Raw genomic sequence first — 19,474 nt, 5'->3', positions numbered from 1 at the left:
GCAAGGAGCGAAGCGATGCGCGCAGACCTGGAATCCATGCCGTGACGGCTGTCGGACAATGCCGCGGTCCAGAATATCGTAACGGTACAACCCCAGAGAACATTCTGCGCCGCAGCGGAGCTCCCAGGGAACGGCATGGGTCCTCGGGTCTGCGCGCGTCGCTTCGCTCCTTGCTCCGCCCGAGGATGACGAACTGAGGGGCGCTTCTGCCAAACCTCCAAAGCTGCTGCCTGCCACGAACGACACTAGCTCCTTGGGCCGCGCCCCTTGGTCCAAGCACTTCCGCATCACGGTCCTTGACTGCCGATTGAATCGATCTAATTTGCCGCGCGAACCATTTTACATGGCGGATTTCAGAACCATGAACGTGCAAACCACGATGCAGGCCGCGACGCGCGGCCGCTGGGCCGTCGCCGGTATCTTCCTCGCCAATGGTTTTCTGACCGGCAGTTGGGCGCCGCAGATCCCGGTGTTCCTGACCCGGCTCGACATCAGCAAATTCACGCTCGGCCTGCTGATCCTTTTGTTCGGCGTCGGCGCGGTCATGGCCATGACCTGGTGCGGCCATCTCATTTCCAGGCATGGCTCGCGCAGCGTGACGCGCTGGTTCGGCATCTGCGGCAGCTTCGGCCTGCTTATGGTGGCGCTCGCGCCCAATGTTCCCCTGGCGGCGGTCGCCATGCTCATCTTCGGCGGTTCGATCGGCGGCATGGATGTCGCCATGAACTCGAATGCCGTGGTGGTTGAAAGAAGGCTTTCCCGGGCGATCATGTCGTCTTCGCACGGCTTCTGGAGCCTTGGCGGCTTCGCCGGCGGCGCGCTCGGCGGCTATTCGATCCAAAACTACGGCTATCTTCCCCATGCCGTCGCAGTCACGGTAGTCGCCTTCGCCGTGATCGCCTTCGCCATTCGCTATCTCGTCGCCGAGGACCGGCCGCAGGCTGTCGAGCATCAGAAATTCACGCTGCCGCGGCACGCGGCCGTCTATCTGGTCGGGCTGATGGCGCTGCTCACCATGATCTCGGAAGGCGCGGTGCTCGATTGGGCTGCGCTCTTCCTGCACCAGGAACTGGGCGCCGATCTCGCGGTCGCCGGCCTCGCCTATGCCGCCTTCTCCGGCGTGATGGCGCTGATGCGCTTCCTGGGCGATGGCGTGCGCAACCGCTTCGGCGCAGTGCAGACCTTGCGCGGCTCGGCGCTGGTCGCGGCCGCCGGCATGCTGGTCGCCGGCCTCTCGTCCTCGCCTTACCTCGCCATCGCCGCCTTCGCCTTCTGCGGCTTCGGCATCGCCAATATGGTGCCGATCCTGTTCTCGGCCGGCGGCAACCAGGAAGGCATGTCATCCGGCACCGGCATGAGCGTCGTCACCACCATGGGCTATTCCGGCATATTGGTGGCGCCGTCGGCGATCGGCTTCGTCGCGGAGCATTCGAGCTTCGGACCGATCTTCATTGCGCTTTCCGGCCTGCTGGTCGTCGTGCTCCTGATGGCAGGCCTCGCTCACCGGGCCGAATTCGCTCCCGAACCCGTGCCGGCCGAATAACGCTTCAGCTCCTCGTGCAGGAAATCCGCCACGCGGCGGATGCGCATGCTGGTGCGCACGTCGCGATGCATGGCGAGCCAGACAGGCAGGACCGGCAAGGGTACATCGGGCAACAGCTTTTCCAGGTCCGGATCGCGGTCGGCCAGCGGCTCCTGGCCGAGGCCGATGCCGTTTCCCGTCCGCACCGCCTCCCACAGCACAATCTGGTTGTCGGTCCTAAAGCGGAAATGGCTGCGGCCGACCGGAATGCCGAACGACGTGAAGCCGCGAATGATCTCGTCGCTGCGGTCGAAGCCGACCAAGGCGTGATCGGCGAGGTCGGCGGGTTTTTCCGGCCGGCCGCGCCGGTCGAGATAGGCGCTCGCGGCGCATAGGCAGAGCGGAATGTCGGTGACCTTGCGCGCCACCAGCTCGTTCTGCGCCGGCCTGACCATGCGGATGGCGATGTCGGCATCGCGGCGCAACAGGTTCTCGACTTGGTTGGAGGCGACGATCTCGACCTCGATGCCGGGCTCTTCCCCGCCAAGCCGCGCCATCATGTCCGGCAGCACGAAGGCGGCGACCACCTCGCTAGCGGCGATGCGCACCGTGCCCTCGATCGCCTCGACCGAGCCCAGCGCCAGCAGCGAGAACGCATTGGCCTGCTCGCTGACCGCCCGCCCGCGCTCGTAGAGCGTGCTGCCCGCTTCGGTCAGCTCGTAGCCGCGACGCCCACGCCGGAACAGCGTGACGCCAAGTGCCGCCTCCAGCTCGGCGATATGGCGGCCGAGCGTCGGCTGGCTAGCCGCGAGCCGGCGCGCGGCGCCCGACAGACTGCCGGTCTCGGCGACTGCGACAAAACTCTTGATCAGGTTCCAGTCGAATTCCTTCATTCATTTTTGAATAACAGAACGCCGACTTCAGTCAATTTCAATTCGTCGATGAAGGCATCAGATTTCAGGGGCAAACGCAAACAGCGGAGAGAACAGATGACCAAGATCGCAATCCTCGGGGCCAATGGCCGGCTCGGCCGCGTGGTCGGCAAGGCCTTCATCGATGCCGGCTTCGACGTCCGCGCCGTCACCCGCACCGGCAAGGTGCCGGCGGAACTCAAAGGCGCCACGGCTGTTGCCGGCGACGCGCTGGACCGTCAATCCCTGATCCGCGCCACGCAAGGCGTCGATATCGTCTTCAACGGCCTGAACCCGATCTACACTGATTGGGGCAAGTGCATGCCGATGGCCGAGAACGTCATGGCCGCCTGCCGTGAAAACAACGCGCTGCATCTCTTCCCGGGCACGGTCTACAATTACGGCTCGCCGATGCCGCAGGTGATCACGGAGGCGACGCCGTTCCATCCGACCACCGAGAAGGGCCGTATCCGCTGCGCCATGGAAGACCTGTTCCGCGGGGAGGCCGAAGCCGGCCGGGTCCGCACCATCGTCCTCAGAGCCGGCGACTTCTTCGGCGGCACCGGCAGCGGCTCCTGGTTCGACCTCGTCGTCGCCGCCAAGATGGAGAAGGGCGTCTACACCGCGCCCGGCCCGGCCAACCTGACCCATGAATGGGCCTACCTGCCGGACTTCGCCGTCGCCTTCGTCGGCCTGGCGAAGAACCTCGACAAAACGGGCTTCTTCGAAGCCATCAACTTCCCCGGCCACGCCATCACCGACCTCGACATGAAGTCGGCAGCCGAGAAGGCGCTGGGCCGCAAGCTGAAGCTCTCCTTCATGCCCTGGTGGGTGCTGCGCGCCGGCAGCCCGTTCGTCGCCATGTGGCGCGAGATCGTGTCGATGTCCTATCTGCGTTTCGAAGCGCACCGGCTGGTCTCGACGCGGCTGGAAAAGATCATCGGCGAAATCCCGCATACCCCGCTTGATGAAGCGGTGAAGGAGGCCTTGCAGGATATCGGCATCGCCGTGCAGCCCTCTCGCCTGGCTGCTTGATCAAAAGCTCCAACGAAAGATGAAACGGCCGGGTTTGAAAGCCCGGCCGCAATTCATTGAAGATCAGATTCTGCCCATCAGCAGCAGGATGAGCAGCACGACCAAAATGACACCGACAATGCCGGAAGGGCCGTAGCCCCAGGAGCGCGAATGCGGCCATGCCGGCACGGCGCCGATCAAGATCAGGATCAGGATTATTACGAGAATTGTGCCGATCGTCATGAAAAATCCTCGCCGTCTGGTTGAACTTCGAGGGAACAATGCAAAAAGCCGCCCGGTTGTTCCGGACGGCTTCTTGCACTGCCTATCTGGAAAAGCTCTATTCCGCGGCTTTCGGGAAGGCTTCCGTCGGCTCGACGCCGGCATCGCCAGCGGGCGCGTCGGTCGTGACCTTGCCCTTGCCACTGCGGAACAGGCGTCCGAACCAGCTGCGCCGCTGGCCGGGCTTTACCTTGGCGCGGGTGAAAACCATCAGCATCGACGGCGTCACCACCAGGGTGAGCAGCGTCGCGAAGGACAGGCCGAAGACGATCGCCGAGGACAGCGATATCCACCATTGCGTCGACGGGGCGTTGATCGTCGTCTCATGATGGAAGATTTCGAGACCGAGACCGAAGGCGATCGGCAGCACGCCGAGGATGGCCGACACCGCCGTCAGCACGACCGGGCGGGCGCGCTCGCGGCAGGTCTGCAGCACCGCGTCCATCTTGTCCCAGCCTTCCTCGCGCAATCGGTCATAGGTGTCGATGAGCACGATGTTGTTGTTCACCACCACGCCGGCCAGCGCGATGACGCCGATGCCCGACATGACGATGCCGAAGGCCTCGCCGGTCAGAAGCAAGCCGAGGAACACGCCGATCGTTGCCATGACCACGCAGGACAAGACAAGCCACACGCTGGTGAACTTGTTGAACTGCGCCAAGAGCACCAGGAAGATCAGGAAGATCGCAGCGCCAAAGGCCTTGCCGAGGAAGGCGCTGGCTTCCGCGCTGTCCTCGTTGGAGCCGGCGAGCTTCCAGCGGATGCCGCTGCCGAGATCCATGTCGGCGACGGCCTTGGTGACCTGCTCTTGCACGGCGGCGACCTGCGCGCCGGCGCTGACATTGGCCTGCACCACGACAGTGCGCGCGCCGTCGATGCGGTTGAGGATGCCGACGGTCGGCTCGGGCTTGCGCACGACGAAGTTGGAGATCGGCACCGAGCCTTGCGAGGTCTGCACGCGAAGCTCGTCGAGCGTCGACAGCGTGCGCCGGTCCTCCGGCAGGCGCAGCCGGATGTCGACCGCGTCGTCTGCGCCGGCTGGCCTGTATTCCGACAGCTTGAGGCCATTGGTCACCAACTGCACCACCGTGCCAACCGAGGTCGGGCTGATGCCGTATTGCGCCGCCTTGGCGCGATCGACCTCGAGCGCCCAGTCGACGCCAGGCGGCGGCAGGCCGTCCGAAATATCGATGACGTTGGGGATCTTGGCGATGCGCGCCGCCACCGCGCGCGCCTTGTCGTCGAGCCCGGCCGGGTCGGCGGCCGACAGCCGGATCTGGATCGGCTTGCCGGTCGGCGGGCCGGCTTCCGGAACGCGCACTTCGACATCGACGCCGGGAATGCCGGCCATCACGCCGCGCAGGTCATCGAGGATCTGGTTGGCGGATTTGCGCTGGCGCCAGTCGACGAATTCATACTGAATGACCCCGACCACGTCTTCGGGAATGTCCTGGCCGCCGCCCTGGGTCTTGCCGACGCGCGTATAGACCGACTTCACGCCGGGCCAGCCGAGCAGCCGGTTTTCCGCCGTCTTGGTGGCGGCGTCCATTTCGGCCAGCGAAAGATTGCCGCGCGCATGCACATAGAGCAGGCCGTAATCCGGCTCCACGCTCGGGAAGAACTCGACGCCCGCGCCATATTTCGAATAGGCGAAGCCGACGCCGACCAGAAGCCCGACGGTGAGCAGGATGACGGTGATCGGGAAGCGGACAGCCTGCTTGACCACGGCCATGTACCAGCCGTCGCGATTGCCTTCCTCGTGATGCTCCGGCGCCTTGGCGAAGATCGCGCCCAAAGTCGGCGCGAAGACCAGCGCGTAGAGCATCGAGGCCGACAGCGTCACGATCAGCGTGATCGGCATGTATTTCATGAAGTCGCCGATGATGCCGGGCCAGAACAAGAGCGGCGAGAAGGCGGCGATGCGCGTCATCGTCGCCGCGATGACTGGGCCGGCCATGCGCTTGGCGGCCAGCGCGAAGGCGTCCGCCTTCGGCATACCCTCGCTCATGCGCCGTTCCGCGAATTCGGTGACGATGATGGCGTCGTCCACCAGCATGCCGACAGCCAGGATGAGGCTGAACAGCACGATCATGTTGATCGTGTAGCCCATCATGGCGAGCAGCAGGATGCCCATCAGGAACGACGACGGGATGGCAAGCCCGATGAGCAGGGAAGCCCGTCCGGACAGGGCGTAGAGGATGACGATGAACACCAGGATGACGGCGATCATCACATGGTTCTGCAGATCGCCGAGCAGCTGGTTGACGAAGACCGACTTGTCCTGCGTGTAGGTGACATGCATGCCCTCGGGCATCGTCTTGATGAAATTGTCCGACACTTCCCGGACATGGGTCAGTGTATCGATCAGGTTGGCGCCGATGCGCTTCTTCACTTCGATGGCGATGGCCGGCTTGCCGTCGAGCCGGGTCACGGTCTCGGCATCCTTGAAGGTCGAGCGGATGGTGGCGACGTCCTTGGCCTGGACCACGGCGTTCGGCGTGGCGACGACCGGCAGGTTGGCGACGTCCTCAGGGGTCTCGATCAGCGACGGCACCTTGACCGCGTATTTGCCTTCCGAGCCCTCGAGATTACCGGCCGCGACCAGGCTGTTCGAGGAAGCGACGCCCTGGATCACCTGGTCGAGCTGCAGCCCGTAGGAGGACAGCTTCACCGGGTCGATGACGACCTCGACGAGGTCGTCGCGCGCGCCCTGCAGCGAGCCTTCGAGCACGCCCGGCACTTCCTCGATGCGGTCGCGCAGCTCGCGCGCGGCGGCCGTCAGCACGCGCTCCGGCACATCGCCGGAAAGTGTGACGACCAGAACCGGGAATTCCGAGACATTGACCTCGTTGACCGTCGGCTCCTCGGCCGCCTGCGGCAGGTCGGCCTTGGCGTCCTGCACCTTGCTCCGGGTATCCTGCAGCGCCGTCGCCAGATCGGTCTGCGGCTGGAATTCGACCAGCACATAGCCGCCGCCCTGGAAGGCGGCCGAGCGCATCTCCTTCAGCCCCTTGAGACTCTTGAGCTTGCTTTCCATCGGCCTCAGCAGCAGGCGCTCGGAGTCTTCCGGCGAGATGCCCTGATAGATCAGGCTGACATACATCATCGGAATCGGAACGTCGGGCTCCGCTTCCTTCGGCGTCGACTGATAGGCAACCCAGCCCGCTACGACCAGGAACAGCAGCGCCGATATTGTGAGGCGGGCGTTGTTGATGGCGAGTCTGACGATATCCATGACTTCGGCCTGTTATGCTTCAAAGGCTGCGGACCCACCGCCGGATTGGACCGGTGATGGCGCGTCGTGCTTCACTGCGTGCCGGCGGTCGCTTCGCCGATCAGCTTGTTGATGGTCGCCTGGTCGGCCTCGACGGGCTTCACCAGGTCGCCTTCCTTCACCAGCTCCTGGCCGGCGACGATGATGCGCGCATCTTCCGGAATGCCGCCCAGCACCAGGCCGTGCGGCGTGTCATCGACGAGGTCGATCGGGAAGAACGCCACCTTGTTGTCCTTGCCGACGGCGCGGATGCCGAGATCGCCCTTGTCGCCAAGCGTCACCACCGAGCGCGGCAGCATGACCGCATTGGTCGGCTCGGCGCTGAGCGTGATCTCAGCCGTCATGCCGGCGGGGATGGAGCCGTCGCCATTGGGGATCGCCACTTCGACGCGGAAGGTGCGGGTCTGCGCCGAGGCGTCGCGGCTGATGTAGCGCACCGTGCCGGTGACCTTCTGGTCGTTGACCAGGCGGACATCGGCCTCGTCGCCGATCTTGACATAGCGCAGGTCGCGCTCGCTGATCTCGCCGCGCGCGATCACCGGATCGAGCTTCAGGATCGTCGCCACCTCGCCGCCTTGCATCACCGAGCTACCGAGCTCCACCGGGATGCGGTCGATGACACCGTCGAACGGCGCCTTGACCTCGTTGCGGTCGAGCTCGGCCTGCGCGGTTTCGAGCTGCGATTGCGCCTGGGTCAGGTTCGAGCGGGCGGTGTCGAGCTGCAGCTTCGGCAGATTGCCGGTCTTGGCCAGCCGCTCGGCGGCGTCGAGCTCGGCCTTGCGCTGCACAAGCAGCTGCCTTGCGTTGTCGACCATCGAGATTTTCTCTTCGGCAGCAAGCATCAATACCAGGTCGCCTGTCTTGACGTGGTCGCCCTGCTTGACCGGCAGCTTGTCGATGACGCCGTTGACGCGCGTTGCAAGCACCGCGCGCTTGTCGGCCTCGGTCAGGCCGGAGATGCGGATAGCGCGCGCGAAGGTCTTGCGCGGTGGCGTGACCACTGCGACGGTGCGGGGCGCTGCCTTGGGCTCGGCTTGCGCCGTGTTCGGCTTGGCAGCTTCCGGCTTCGCGGCGTCCGGCTTGCCTGTGTCAGCCGGCTTGTTCGCGGCGCTGCCGACGGACGAAAACTGGCCTGTTCCCATCCAGGCGCCAAATCCGATGAGCACGGCAATGGCCGCAAGCTTGTGAAACCTGATTTTCGGCATCGTCATTTTTCCGTTGCAGGACCTGGCGAGGTCGGCGCTTCCGACTGGGGCGCGCGGCCGATATGGGTGTGCGCGGGGCCTAGTTCAATTTGCCGTGATCGGCGGACGCGCGCTTCTACCTGAAAGTTGCGGCGCAATATAGTCGGAAAAGTTGCAAGAACATTGCGGGATGGAACGCTGTGCCTCGACAAAAGCGGGCTGTTCTGCCAGCCGGCTGGCGCTTTTGACGGCGCGCCGACAGGTTTCCCCAACGTTACTGGCAGCAGCCGTCAGCATGATGCGAAAAATCATCCATAGCCGGCGACAACCGCCCGGTTGGAGCGCGGTCAAACCCCGCTATGCTCCGGTCGAGGCTGTCAAGTGATGAGATTGAGCAGCCGGAAGATCCGCTCGAATGTACTGCCATAGGGCGGGCGCAGCAGGCTGCCCGCGCTGAGCTTCGACTGGATGAAGATCGGCTTTTCCTTGCTGAAGGTGCGGAACCCCCATTCGCCGTGATAGGCGCCGGTGCCGCTCTCGCCGACGCCGCCGAAGGGCTGCCGCTCCTGCACCAGATGCAGCATGCAGTCGTTGATCGTGACGCCGCCGGCCACCGTCTCGCGCATCACCCTTTGGCGGTTGGCGCTGTCTGTGCCGAACCAGTAGAGCGCCAACGGCCGCTCGCCTCGGTTCACATGCTCGATGGCCTCGTCGACCGTGCCATATTCGACGATCGGCAGCACCGGTCCGAAAATCTCCTCGCGCATCAGCCGCAGATTGTCGCCGGCATTGCGCACCAGCACCGGCGCCATCTTGCGGTCGCTGACGCCGAGCGTCTCGTTGGCCGGGTTGACCTCGATGATATCGGCGCCGCTGTCGCGCGCTTCGGCCACCATGTCGCTCAGCCGCCGGTGATGCCGCTCGCTGACGATCGCCGTATAGTCGGGGTTGTCGCCGAGCCGCGGGTAGAGCTTGCCCATGGCGACCGCGAACTTGGCCGCGACCGCCGCGCCCTGGCCTTGCGGCACCATCAGATAGTCCGGCGCGATGCAGGTCTGTCCGGCATTGAGCAGCTTGCCATAGGCGACGCTGGCGACCGAAGCGTCGAGGTCGCAGGAGGGATCGAAGATCGCCGGCGACTTGCCGCCGAGTTCCAGCGTCACCGGCGTGAGGTTGGCGGCGGCGGCCAGCGCCACCTGGCGGCCGACGGCGGTCGAGCCGGTGAACAGGAGGTGGTCGAAAGGCAGCGACACGAATGCCTTGCCGACATCGGCGTCGCCCACCATGACGGCGACCTCGTCGGCGGCGAAATATTTCTCGAACAGGCTGGCAAGCAGGTCCGAAAACTTCGGCGTCAGCTCAGACGGCTTGATCATGACGCGGTTGCCGGCCGCGAGCGCCGCCGTCGCCGGCGCGACGGCGAGCTGGAACGGATAGTTCCAGGGCGAGACGATGCCGACGACGCCGAGCGGCTGCGGGAGCAGACGGTTGCGGCCAGGCAGGAACGGCAGGCTGGTGGCGACGCGCCGCTCGCGCATCCAGGCGCTCAGATGCGACAGCGCATGCCTGATGCCGGCGCGCACGACGAACAGTTCGGCAAGCCGCGTCTCCTCGGCCGAACGGGCGGAGAAATCGCTGTCGATCGCAGCGCATATCTCGGCCTCATGCTTTTCGGTGAGCGCCAGCAGACGCTTCAGCCGGTCCTTGCGCACATCCAGCGTCGGGAACGGCTCCTTCTCGAAGGCCCGGCATTGCGCTTCAAACCGGACGCCAAGAGCGTTCTGCCTCGTCTGCAGCATCGCAACCTCCCCTTTACGTTCAGGTAAGTTACATCGCGTCGAGGGCATGATCCAGCACCCCGCCGGTTCCCTTGCGGAAGATGCTGACAGCCGGGACGGATTTGCTGACAGCTAGGGAATAGCTCAAGCCCGACGTCGCGCCGACTCCGGCTTGATATGCGCGGCGAGGAATTCCTTGACGCGGCGTCCTGGCGCCGGGCCGCGCAACGGCTTGAAGCCGTCGTCGAGTTCACCGGAAAGGTCGAGTGTCGGCCGCTGGCCGACGGCGTCGTAATTCTCTTCCAGCCAGTCGCTTGCAGCACTGCGGCCGAGGTCGCGCAGATAGGCGATGAAAGCCCATTCGGCATTGACCTTGGACGACGCCGAGAGGTCCTTGAAAGCCTCGTCGGCATCGATGCGGTGCATGCGGATGTCGCGATATTCGCCATGCGGCAGGCGTCCGGCCGCGATCAGCTCCTTGACGAAGGCGATCGAACGGAATTCGCGCAGCAGGCCGGCGTTGAAGGTGATCTCGTCGATGCGGTTCTGGATCTCGTTGGCGCTTTTCGGCGTGCCTTCGCGCACCACGGGATTGATCTGCACCAGGAGCACATCCTCGGTGGCCGCCGCCTTGAAGAACGGAAAGAGCGCCGGATTGCCGCCATAGCCGCCATCCCAATAGGGAACGCCCTTGATCTCGACGGCGCGGAACAATTGCGGCAGGCAGGCCGACGCCATCACCGTGTCGAGGTCGATCTCGCCGTCGGAGAAGACGCGCAGCTGTCCGGTCTCGACATTGGTCGCCGAGATGAACAGCTCCATCGACTTGCAGGCGCGCACATTGCCGAAGTCGATCTCCTTCGCCACCACGTCGCGCAGCGGGTTGAGGCCGAGCGGATTGGCGACATAGGGCGAGAACACCCGCGACATCGTGTCGAAGAAGAGATAGCCCGGCGTGTTCTCGATCGACCAATTGCCCCACGCGACGTCCCACGGCATGCGCTGCACCGGGCTGAAACGGCCCTTCGAGGCCACCGCCCGCCAGAAATCGTCGAGCTTCTTTCGCGCGCCTTCTACGCCGCCCCGGACAAAACCGTCGGCCAGCGCCACCGCGTTCATAGCGCCGGCGCTGGTGCCGGACACCGCCGAGATCTCCAGCCGGCCGTCCTCGAGGAGGCGGTCGAGCACACCCCAAGAGAACGCGCCATGCGAGCCGCCGCCCTGGAGCGCGATGTTGATCTTCTTCTTTTCATCCGCCTTGCCGTTCTTCGCCATGGCGTTCCTTGTCTTGATGCGCCGGCCTGCCCTTGCGTCATTTGGACGGAGCCGGCGCGGTCAGTCTATGTTGCAGTGCAGCATATAAGGGCTAACCAAGGCAAGAACACGAACACACAAGCGTGATCACATGAAGTTTCGGTCATGAAAGCTCCTTTCCTCGTCCCACGAAGTGGGCCCGCGTTGCGGGGGCGAGGAACAAGGTTCAGGCCACAAGATCCGGCACCGGCCCGACATAGCGCGACTGCGGCCGGATCAGCCGTCCGGTCGCCTGCTGCTCGCGGGCGTGCGCGATCCAGCCAGCGACGCGGCCGGCGGCAAAGACGTTGGAGAACGCCTCTTTCGGGAAGCCGACCGCTTCGAGCAGAAGCGCGGTATAGAATTCGACATTGGTCTGGATCGAGCGCTGCGGCTTGGCGATCCTGAGCACTTCGAGCGCCGCCTGCTCCACCGTCTCGGCAAAGGCCAGCCGGCTGCCCATCTCCTTGCTGCTCGCTTCGTTACGGGAACCGAGCTGCCGCACCACCGCCTTCAACGCGTCGGCGCGGGGATCTCGCACGCGGTAGATGCGATGGCCGAAGCCCATGATGCGCTCGCCATGCGCGATCTCGGCGCTGAGCCAGGCGGTTGCATCGCCGCTGGCCTCGATGGCGTCCAGCATCTCGATCACCGGCCCCGGCGCGCCGCCATGCAGCGGGCCTTTCAACGCGCCGAGCCCGGCCAGGATCGCCGAGGTCAGCCCGGCCTGCGTCGACGCCACCACGCGGGTCGCGAAGGTGGAGGCGTTTAGCCCGTGGTCGCAGACCGTCACCAGATAGCTGTCGAGCGCCTTGGCAAGCGCCGGCGAGGCGGCGCCGGCGAGCATCCTCAGCATATCGCCGGCATGATCGGCTTTTGCGTCGGGAGCGATCGGCGTCTCGCCCCGGCCAAGGCGCAGCAGGGCCGGCGTCAGCACCGCCGGCGCGGCGATTAAGCGCAGCGCGTCGGCAAGTCCGTCGCCGTCCGGCAGGATGGCCATGCCCGCTCGCATGCCGCTGTAGATGTCGAGCGGCGCGAGCTGCGCAAGCAACGGTTTCACACGATCGAATACCTCCACCCGCGCCTTGCCGATCGCGTTCTCAAATTCGGCATCGCCGGGGAGATCGTCGAAGAAGCCGTCGAACAGCAGCCGCACCACCTGCGCGTAGCGCCAGCGGCCGGCGAGTTCCGCAAGCGAATGGCCGCGGATGGTGAGGTGCCCGCCCACACCGTCGACATCGGAAAGCACCGTGTCGGCCGCCACAACATCATCGAGCCCATTCGCCATGATCGTCTCCTTGACCTTTTGCGCCTTGCAATTAATGCTGCGCAATCAATGCATCAATCTTGATCAAGATAATCAATATAAGGCGGCGAATGACGGAATGGCTGACGCGGGAGCAAGCGCTGGAGCGGCTGAACGTCCGGCCGCAGACGCTCTATGCCTATGTCAGCCGCGGCCGCATCGGCATGAAGCCGGACGATGCCGACCCGCGCCGCAGCCAGTACCGCGCCGACGACATCGCAGCACTTGCCACGCGCCGCGACCGCGGACGGAGCCCGCAGGCGATCGCCGAAAGCGCCATCGCCTGGGGTGAGCCGGCCATCGCCACATCGATCTCGACTGTGCTGCATGGCCGTCTCATCTACCGCGGCAAGGACGCGGTGGAGTTTTCGGCGACGGCGACGCTCGAGGAGACCGCCGGACTGCTGTGGGCCTCCGGCCGTCAGGTGTCCTTCGCCTCGCTGACTCCTTCGGCCGCCCGGCAAAGCGGCACGCCGACCGCCTTCGCCAGGCTCTCGGCGCTTGCGGCCGAAGGCTGGCCCTCGCTCGGCCGCAGGCCGGCCATGCTGCAGCAGGACGGCGCCGCCGCCATCAGCGCGCTGGCCACCGCGCTCGGCGCGACGCCGGGCTCCGAATCCGTCCACATCAGGCTGGCGCAGGGCTGGTCCGTTGAGGCGGCCAGCGCCGACCTTATCCGCAGGGCGCTGGTGCTGCTGGCCGATCACGAGCTCAACGCCTCGACCTTCGCCGCCCGCGTCGCGGCCTCCACCGGTGCGCCGGTCGCCGCCTGCCTGCTCGCGGGTCTCGCGACGTTGACCGGCCCACGCCACGGCGGCGCGGGTGCTGCGGCGATCGCGCTGGTCGAGGATGCGGAGCGGCTGGACGCGGACGAAGCGATCGCACGCTGGCTGGCGCATGACCGGCCGCTGCCCGGCTTCGGCCACCCGCTCTATCCGGAAGGCGACCCGCGCGCCGAGGGCGTCTTCTCCGGCCTCGATATCGACGAGAAACTGTCGCGCCTTCGCAAGGCGGTCCTTGCCGCGACCGGCCTGCACCCCAACATTGATTTCGCCCTGGCTGCTATAACGCGCAGCCTGCGCCTGCCGGCCGATGCGCCCTTCCGCTTGTTCGCGCTCGGCCGCAGCGTCGGCTGGACGGCGCATGCCATCGAGCAGGTGACCAGCAACAGGCCGATCCGGCCGCGCGCCCGCTATGACGGGCCGGTCGGAATTTAGTGGACGCCGATGGGTTATAAGGGTGAAGCGCTCAGCGCTTTGCCTTGCAGTACGGCGCGCCAGGGTGTGCCGAGATTCGGGTCAGGCCGAGTCGAGAACGATGGCTGACGAGAACCGGAGCGGAGCGTACTCAAAGTACGTGAGCACCGGAAGCGCAGGCAGCCGTCGTTCGCAGGCCGGCCTCATCCGAATATCGGCATACCCTAAGACATTGTGTCGAGCTTGCGCTGCATAGCCGCAATCTGCGCCTTCAGTTCCTGCAGATCGTCGGACTTCTCTTCCTTCTTCGGCGGCTCGGCCGGGGCCGCGGCATTGCTGCCGGCGGGCGGGAACGGCGTGAACATGCGCATGGCGTTCTGGAACATCTCGACATTGCGGCGCGTCTGTTCCTCGAGCGCCTTCATCGGCGTCTTCATCATGTCCATCGGCATCTTGCCGAAGGCGCCCTTCATCTGCTCGCGAAACCGCTCCTGCTCCTTGGAGAAGGCGATCATCGACTGTTCGAGGAAGCTCGGCACGATCATCTGCATCTGATCGCCGTAGAAGGAGATGAGCTGGCGCAGGAACGGGATCGGCAGCATGTTCTGCCCGTCCTTGTTCTCCAGCTCGAAAATGATCTGCGTCAGCACCGGATGCGTGATGTCGTCGCCGGTCTTGGCGTCCTGGACGGTGAATTCTTCGCCCTTCTTGACCATCTCGGCCAGGTCTTCGAGCGTCACATAGGTGCTCGTGCCGGTGTTGTAGAGCCGGCGATTGGCATACTTCTTGATGACGATCGGGTCGTCTTTTGCGGCCATCCGGATCCTCCCCAGGACACCGGCACCTCTAGGAGTAAGCGGCCGGTAACGATTGCGCCTTCTGTTAAGGATACGCGCAAAAGCGTCACAATTCCAAGTGGTTTGTGCACTGCGGCATCAATTAATGCTGCACAGCCATTGCAAAATCCGCCGCGCGGCCAACGTCACGTTACCGCGACCGGCGCGCGCTCTGCTTGCCGCGCATGGAGGCAATGCCCATTTCCGGTTTGACTCAGATCATTGAACGGGCAAGAAAAGTCTTCAACGATAGCCTAAAATACGACACCTCGAAGTCTGGAGAAGAAAATGGCCGCTTCCAATTCAATCGTCGTCGCCAGCGCCGCTCGCACCGCGGTCGGCTCCTTCAACGGCAGCTTCGCCGCCACGCCGGCGCATGAGCTAGGCGCCGTGGTCATCAAGGAATTGCTCGCCCGCGCGAGCGTCGAGGCCGCGGAGGTCGACGAGGTCATCCTCGGCCAGGTGCTGACCGCCGCTCAGGGACAGAACCCGGCCCGCCAAGCGTCGATCAATGCCGGCCTGCCGAAGGAAACCACGGCCTGGGGCCTCAACCAGGTTTGCGGCTCGGGCCTGCGCGCCATCGCGCTCGGCATGCAGCAGATCGCCGCCGGCGATGCCAAGGTGATCATCGCCGGCGGCCAGGAATCGATGTCGTTGTCGCCGCACGCCGAGCATCTTCGCGCAGGTGTGAAGATGGGCGACTACAAGATGATCGACACCATGATCAAGGACGGCCTGTGGGACGCTTTCAACGGCTACCACATGGGCAACACCGCCGAGAACGTCGCCCGCCAGTTCCAGATCACCCGCGAAACCCAGGACGAGTTCGCGCTTGCCTCGCAGAACAAGGCCGAGGCCGCGCAGAAGGCCGGCAGGTTCAAGGACGAGATCGTCGCCTTCACCATCAAGGGCAAGAAAGGCGACACCATCGTCGACCAGGACGAATATATCCGCCATGGCGCGACGCTCGACGCCATGACCAAGCTGAGGCCCGCTTTCGACAAGGACGGCACGGTCACCGCCGCGAACGCGTCCGGAATCAATGACGGCGCCGCCGGCGCGCTGCTGATGACCGAGGCCGAGGCTGCCCGGCGCGGCGTCACCCCGCTGGTCCGCATCGCTTCCTGGGCGACCGCCGGCGTCGACCCGGCGATCATGGGCACCGGACCTATTCCCGCCTCGAAGCGGGCGCTGGAGAAGGCCGGCTGGTCGGTCAAGGACCTCGATCTCGTCGAGGCCAACGAGGCCTTCGCCGCGCAGGCCTGCGCCGTCAACCAGGGCATGGGCTGGGACCCGTCGATCGTCAACGTCAACGGCGGCGCCATCGCCATCGGCCATCCGATCGGCGCGTCCGGCGCCCGCATCTTCAACACGCTGGTCTACGAGATGCGCCGCCGCGGCGCGAAGAAAGGCCTTGCCACGCTGTGCATCGGCGGCGGCATGGGCGTCGCCATGTGCGTGGAAGCGATCTGAACAGCCAATAGTGAAGAGAGAGTAGCGAATAGGGAAGAAAAAGCGTCGCGGCGGGACATCAGACCCCTACTCGCTATTCGCTACTCCCTATTCGCTCAGTCGATTTCTAAAGGGAGGACCACATGAGCAAAATAGCAATTGTCACCGGCGGGACGCGCGGCATTGGTGCCGCGATATCGGTCGCCTTGAAGAACGCCGGCTATTCGGTCGCGGCCAACTATGCCGGCAATGACGAGGCGGCCCAGAAATTCAAGGCCGAGACCGGCATTCCGGTCTACAAATGGTCCGTCGCGGACTACGAGGCCTGCGCCGCCGGCATCAAGCAGGTCGAAGCCGATCTCGGTCCGGTCGGGGTGCTGGTCAACAATGCCGGCATCACCCGCGACGCCATGTTCCACAAGATGACGCCCGCGCAGTGGAAGGAAGTGATCGACACCAACCTTTCCGGCGTCTTCAACATGACGCACCCGCTGTGGAGCGGCATGCGCGACCGCAAGTTCGGCCGCGTCATCACCATTTCCTCGATCAACGGCCAGAAGGGCCAGGCCGGCCAAGCCAATTATTCGGCGTCGAAGGCCGGCGACATCGGCTTCTCCAAGGCGCTTGCCCAGGAAGGCGCCCGCGCCGGCATAACCGTCAACGTGATCTGCCCCGGCTATATCGCGACCGAGATGGTCAAGGCGATCGACGAGAAGGTGCTCAACGAGCGCATCATCCCGCAGATCCCGGTCGGCCGCCTCGGCGAGCCGGAAGAGATCGCGCGCTGCGTCGTCTTCCTGGCCTCCGACGAGGCCGGCTTCATCACTGGCTCGACCATCACTGCGAATGGCGGCCAGTACTTCGCCTGACAGCATTTGTCGCCATGGCGGCTCGTGTTAGCGAGTAGCGAATAGGGAGTAGCGAATAGGGAAGAACGGCGGCGTCAGCGCGGCGGCTATCACATTCCCATCCCCTATTCCTTATTCATTCGCTACTCTCTATTCGCTCCAACTTGCCTCAATTCGGGACGCAAAAGTTAACGGCCCGGCCGCGCTCTGTGCACAACGCCTCTGACAAGCTGTGAATATTCGGTGGGCAAGCTGTGGATAACACCTAGGGGTGAACAAACCGGGAAACTTCCTGCATCTCTGATTCGTCGCCGATTCGTTCTGGCTTTGGCCGAAAAGTTAACCGCGGGAAACGAAAACGTTACCCAAATCGTTAAAAGCAATTAAGAAAAATCAACAAATTCATAACCTTGACGATGGCCCTCGAATCGATCCCGACCGTTCACCGGCAAAAGTTAACGGCGGCTCGATCCGGGCGGAGGCAAGGCATGAATCGGGCCAGTTTCTCGATTCAGCATGTGGTGCGACTCTCCGTCAAGAAATCCACATATAGCCGTGAACAAAACCTGAATCAGAACGAGTCAGCGATTCGTCGCTGATTCGTTCCAGACTCGTTCCAGCCGTTAACGGCAGGCGCTTTTGACCGGGTCCGTCGATTCCTGCCTGCCCAAAAGAACATTCCGCTTTCGCTCGGCGTCCTAAATCCCTATGTGTCGGCTGTCACACGCGGCGGCGCCGCCGCGCTTCCGACCAAAGGCATGATCCCGAAAATGGGAACCGGTTTTCGGAGAAAGATCATGCTTGAACAATCGAAGCGGCAGAAACACTTATTTCCGAGCCGATGAACATCCAGCCGAAACACTCCCAGCCGCTGATCCTTTCGGGCCGCGACGTGACGGCCGTGCTCGGCCCCACCAACACCGGCAAGACCCATCTCGCCATCGAGCGCATGGTGGCGCATGAGACCGGCATCATCGGCCTGCCGCTCCGGCTGCTCGCCCGCGAGGTCTATGCGCGCGTCTGCGAGAAGGTCGGCGCCCACAAGGTGGCGCTGATCACCGGCGAGGAAAAGATCGTCCCTGCCAGCGCAAAATATTCGGTCTGCACCGTCGAGGCGATGCCGCGCGAGACCGACGCCGCCTTCGTCGCCATCGATGAAGTGCAGCTCGCCGGCGACCTCGAGCGCGGCCATATCTTCACCGACCGCATCCTGCATCTGCGCGGCCGCCAGGAGACGCTGCTGCTGGGCGCCGCCACCATGCATGGCATCCTGCAGCGCCTGTTGAAGGGCGTGTCGGTGGTGACGCGGCCTCGCCTGTCGCACCTTGCCTATGCCGGCTCGAAGAAGCTGACCCGCCTGCCGCGGCGCACGGCGATCGTCGCCTTCTCGGCCGACGAGGTCTATGCCATCGCCGAGCTGATCCGCCGTCAGCAGGGCGGCGCGGCCGTCGTGCTCGGCGCGCTCAGCCCCCGCACCCGCAATGCCCAGGTCGAGATCTTCCAGTCCGGCGATGTCGACTATCTGGTCGCCACCGACGCCATCGGCATGGGCCTGAACCTCGACCTCGAGCACGTCGCCTTCGCCCAGAACCGCAAGTTCGACGGCTACCAGTACCGCAACCTGAGCGCGGCCGAACTCGGCCAGATCGCCGGCCGCGCCGGCCGGCACCTGCGCGACGGAACGTTCGGCGTCACTGGCCAGGTCGACCCGTTCGACGAGGATCTGGTCGCCAAGATCGAGGCGCATGATTTCGACCCGGTGAAGGTGCTGCAATGGCGCACCGCCGATTTCGATTTTTCCAGCCTCGACGCGCTCAAGCGCTCGACCGAGACCAACGCGCCGGTCGAGGGGCTGACCCGCGCGCTGCCGGCTGTCGACGCGCAGGCGCTGGAGCATCTGTCGAAGGACGGCGAGATCCGTGCCTTGGCCACCGGCAAGGAGCGTGTCGCGCTGCTCTGGGAAGCCTGCGCGCTCCCCGACTACCGCAAGATCGCGCCGGCCCAGCACGCCGATCTTATCGCCTCCATCTATATGGACCTTGCGCGCCATGGCCATGTCGATGAGAATTACATGGCCGAGCAGGTGCGGCGCGCCGATACGACCGAAGGCGATATCGACACGCTCTCGCACCGGATCGCACAGATCCGCACCTGGACTTTCGTCTCCAACCGCCCTGGATGGCTGGCCGATCAGCTACACTGGCAGGAAAAGACGCGCGAAATCGAAGACAGATTGTCGGATGCGCTGCATGAGCGGTTGACGAAACGCTTCGTAGACCGCAGGACTTCCGTCCTCATGCGGCGCCTTAGAGAAAATACCATGCCTGAAGCCGAAATCAGCCCAACCGGAACCGTCCTCGTCGAAGGCCATCATGTCGGCGAGTTGCAGGGGTTCCGCTTCACCGCCGACCAAAGCGCCGGCGGCGAGGACGCCAAGGCGGTGCGCATCGCCGCTCAGAAGGCGCTCGCGGCCGAGTTCGATGCGCGCGCCGAGCGCTTTGCCGCCTGCGCCAATGGCGACCTGGCCCTGGGCTCCGACGGCGTCCTGCGCTGGATCGGCGCGCCGATCGGCACGCTGGTC

14 protein-coding genes (1 of these 14 running past the window's edge) are annotated in these 19,474 nt (G+C 64.7%); 6 read left to right on the top strand and 8 right to left on the bottom strand.

What is annotated here, in order from left to right:
* Positions 1-361 precede the first annotated feature (361 nt).
* Complete coding sequence (locus tag E5X34_RS24645; RefSeq protein ID WP_292570111.1) at positions 362-1,543, top strand: MFS transporter; 1,182 nt, start codon at positions 362-364, stop codon at positions 1,541-1,543.
* Here the strand turns inward: E5X34_RS24645 and E5X34_RS24640 are convergent.
* Positions 1,501-2,415 (bottom strand): LysR family transcriptional regulator, encoded by a 915-nt coding sequence (locus E5X34_RS24640; protein WP_292570108.1) that lies wholly within the window; start codon positions 2,413-2,415, stop codon positions 1,501-1,503. The two genes, E5X34_RS24645 and E5X34_RS24640, sit on opposite strands and share 43 nt — an antisense overlap.
* Positions 2,416-2,511: 96 nt before the next feature.
* Between E5X34_RS24640 and E5X34_RS24635 the strand changes: the two genes are divergently transcribed.
* A complete protein-coding gene (locus tag E5X34_RS24635) occupies positions 2,512-3,468 on the top strand; it encodes an SDR family oxidoreductase (protein ID WP_292570105.1) in 957 nt (318 codons plus the stop codon).
* Positions 3,469-3,531: 63 nt separating this feature from the next.
* Here E5X34_RS24635 and E5X34_RS24630 read toward each other — a convergent pair whose 3' ends face one another.
* The 6 genes from E5X34_RS24630 to E5X34_RS24605 form a co-directional block, all read right to left on the bottom strand.
* Positions 3,532-3,690, bottom strand: a complete 159-nt coding sequence (locus E5X34_RS24630) for a DUF3309 family protein (RefSeq protein ID WP_040991775.1) — start codon at positions 3,688-3,690, stop codon at positions 3,532-3,534.
* Positions 3,691-3,787: 97 nt separating this feature from the next.
* Positions 3,788-6,964, bottom strand: coding sequence for an efflux RND transporter permease subunit (locus tag E5X34_RS24625; RefSeq protein WP_292570102.1), 3,177 nt, complete (start codon positions 6,962-6,964; stop codon positions 3,788-3,790).
* A gap of 71 nt (positions 6,965-7,035) precedes the next feature.
* On the bottom strand, positions 7,036-8,208 hold the full coding sequence (locus E5X34_RS24620; RefSeq protein ID WP_292570099.1) for an efflux RND transporter periplasmic adaptor subunit: 1,173 nt from the start codon (positions 8,206-8,208) through the stop codon (positions 7,036-7,038).
* A 356-nt stretch (positions 8,209-8,564) separates the two neighbouring features.
* A complete protein-coding gene (locus E5X34_RS24615; protein ID WP_292570096.1) occupies positions 8,565-9,986 on the bottom strand; it encodes a coniferyl aldehyde dehydrogenase in 1,422 nt (473 codons plus the stop codon).
* Between the two features lie 123 nt (positions 9,987-10,109).
* The gene (locus E5X34_RS24610) at positions 10,110-11,240 is read right to left on the bottom strand and encodes a patatin-like phospholipase family protein (protein ID WP_292570093.1); all 1,131 of its coding nucleotides are present in this window, start codon (positions 11,238-11,240) and stop codon (positions 10,110-10,112) included.
* Positions 11,241-11,445: 205 nt separating this feature from the next.
* The gene (locus E5X34_RS24605) at positions 11,446-12,546 is read right to left on the bottom strand and encodes a citrate synthase/methylcitrate synthase (protein WP_292570090.1); all 1,101 of its coding nucleotides are present in this window, start codon (positions 12,544-12,546) and stop codon (positions 11,446-11,448) included.
* 89 nt (positions 12,547-12,635) lie between these two features.
* Here E5X34_RS24605 and E5X34_RS24600 point away from each other — a divergent pair, with 89 nt between their 5' ends.
* Positions 12,636-13,778 (top strand): citrate synthase, encoded by a 1,143-nt coding sequence (locus E5X34_RS24600; protein ID WP_292570087.1) that lies wholly within the window; start codon positions 12,636-12,638, stop codon positions 13,776-13,778.
* A gap of 203 nt (positions 13,779-13,981) precedes the next feature.
* Here the strand turns inward: E5X34_RS24600 and phaR are convergent, their stop codons facing one another.
* Entirely contained in the window at positions 13,982-14,575 is a 594-nt protein-coding gene (gene phaR, locus E5X34_RS24595) for a polyhydroxyalkanoate synthesis repressor PhaR (protein ID WP_292570083.1), read from the bottom strand.
* 306 nt (positions 14,576-14,881) lie between these two features.
* Between phaR and E5X34_RS24590 the strand changes: the two genes are divergently transcribed.
* From E5X34_RS24590 to E5X34_RS24580, 3 genes are all read left to right on the top strand, one after another.
* Complete coding sequence (locus E5X34_RS24590; protein WP_126064029.1) at positions 14,882-16,066, top strand: acetyl-CoA C-acetyltransferase; 1,185 nt, start codon at positions 14,882-14,884, stop codon at positions 16,064-16,066.
* A gap of 122 nt (positions 16,067-16,188) precedes the next feature.
* Entirely contained in the window at positions 16,189-16,914 is a 726-nt protein-coding gene (phbB, locus tag E5X34_RS24585) for an acetoacetyl-CoA reductase (RefSeq protein WP_292570079.1), read from the top strand.
* Positions 16,915-17,734: 820 nt separating this feature from the next.
* Positions 17,735-19,474: part of a helicase-related protein coding region (locus E5X34_RS24580; RefSeq protein ID WP_292570076.1), annotated on the top strand (this coding region is incomplete at its 3' end). 803 nt of the annotated region lie beyond the right edge of the window; the window shows 1,740 of its 2,543 annotated nt.

Origin of the sequence: Mesorhizobium sp. (genome assembly GCF_004963255.1) — a bacterium.
Classification (GTDB): domain Bacteria; phylum Pseudomonadota; class Alphaproteobacteria; order Rhizobiales; family Rhizobiaceae; genus Mesorhizobium.
Note: the sequence above shows the minus strand (reverse complement) of the source record. Positions and strands in the feature narration are given on the sequence as shown.

Coding starts and splice junctions, on each gene's coding strand:
- E5X34_RS24645 (WP_292570111.1), top strand. CDS start 362: ATGAACGTGCAAACCACGATGCAGGCCGCGACGCGCGGCCGCTGGGCC.
- E5X34_RS24640 (WP_292570108.1), bottom strand. CDS start 2,415: ATGAAGGAATTCGACTGGAACCTGATCAAGAGTTTTGTCGCAGTCGCC.
- E5X34_RS24635 (WP_292570105.1), top strand. CDS start 2,512: ATGACCAAGATCGCAATCCTCGGGGCCAATGGCCGGCTCGGCCGCGTG.
- E5X34_RS24630 (WP_040991775.1), bottom strand. CDS start 3,690: ATGACGATCGGCACAATTCTCGTAATAATCCTGATCCTGATCTTGATC.
- E5X34_RS24625 (WP_292570102.1), bottom strand. CDS start 6,964: ATGGATATCGTCAGACTCGCCATCAACAACGCCCGCCTCACAATATCG.
- E5X34_RS24620 (WP_292570099.1), bottom strand. CDS start 8,208: ATGCCGAAAATCAGGTTTCACAAGCTTGCGGCCATTGCCGTGCTCATC.
- E5X34_RS24615 (WP_292570096.1), bottom strand. CDS start 9,986: ATGCTGCAGACGAGGCAGAACGCTCTTGGCGTCCGGTTTGAAGCGCAA.
- E5X34_RS24610 (WP_292570093.1), bottom strand. CDS start 11,240: ATGGCGAAGAACGGCAAGGCGGATGAAAAGAAGAAGATCAACATCGCG.
- E5X34_RS24605 (WP_292570090.1), bottom strand. CDS start 12,546: ATGGCGAATGGGCTCGATGATGTTGTGGCGGCCGACACGGTGCTTTCC.
- E5X34_RS24600 (WP_292570087.1), top strand. CDS start 12,636: ATGACGGAATGGCTGACGCGGGAGCAAGCGCTGGAGCGGCTGAACGTC.
- phaR (WP_292570083.1), bottom strand. CDS start 14,575: ATGGCCGCAAAAGACGACCCGATCGTCATCAAGAAGTATGCCAATCGC.
- E5X34_RS24590 (WP_126064029.1), top strand. CDS start 14,882: ATGGCCGCTTCCAATTCAATCGTCGTCGCCAGCGCCGCTCGCACCGCG.
- phbB (WP_292570079.1), top strand. CDS start 16,189: ATGAGCAAAATAGCAATTGTCACCGGCGGGACGCGCGGCATTGGTGCC.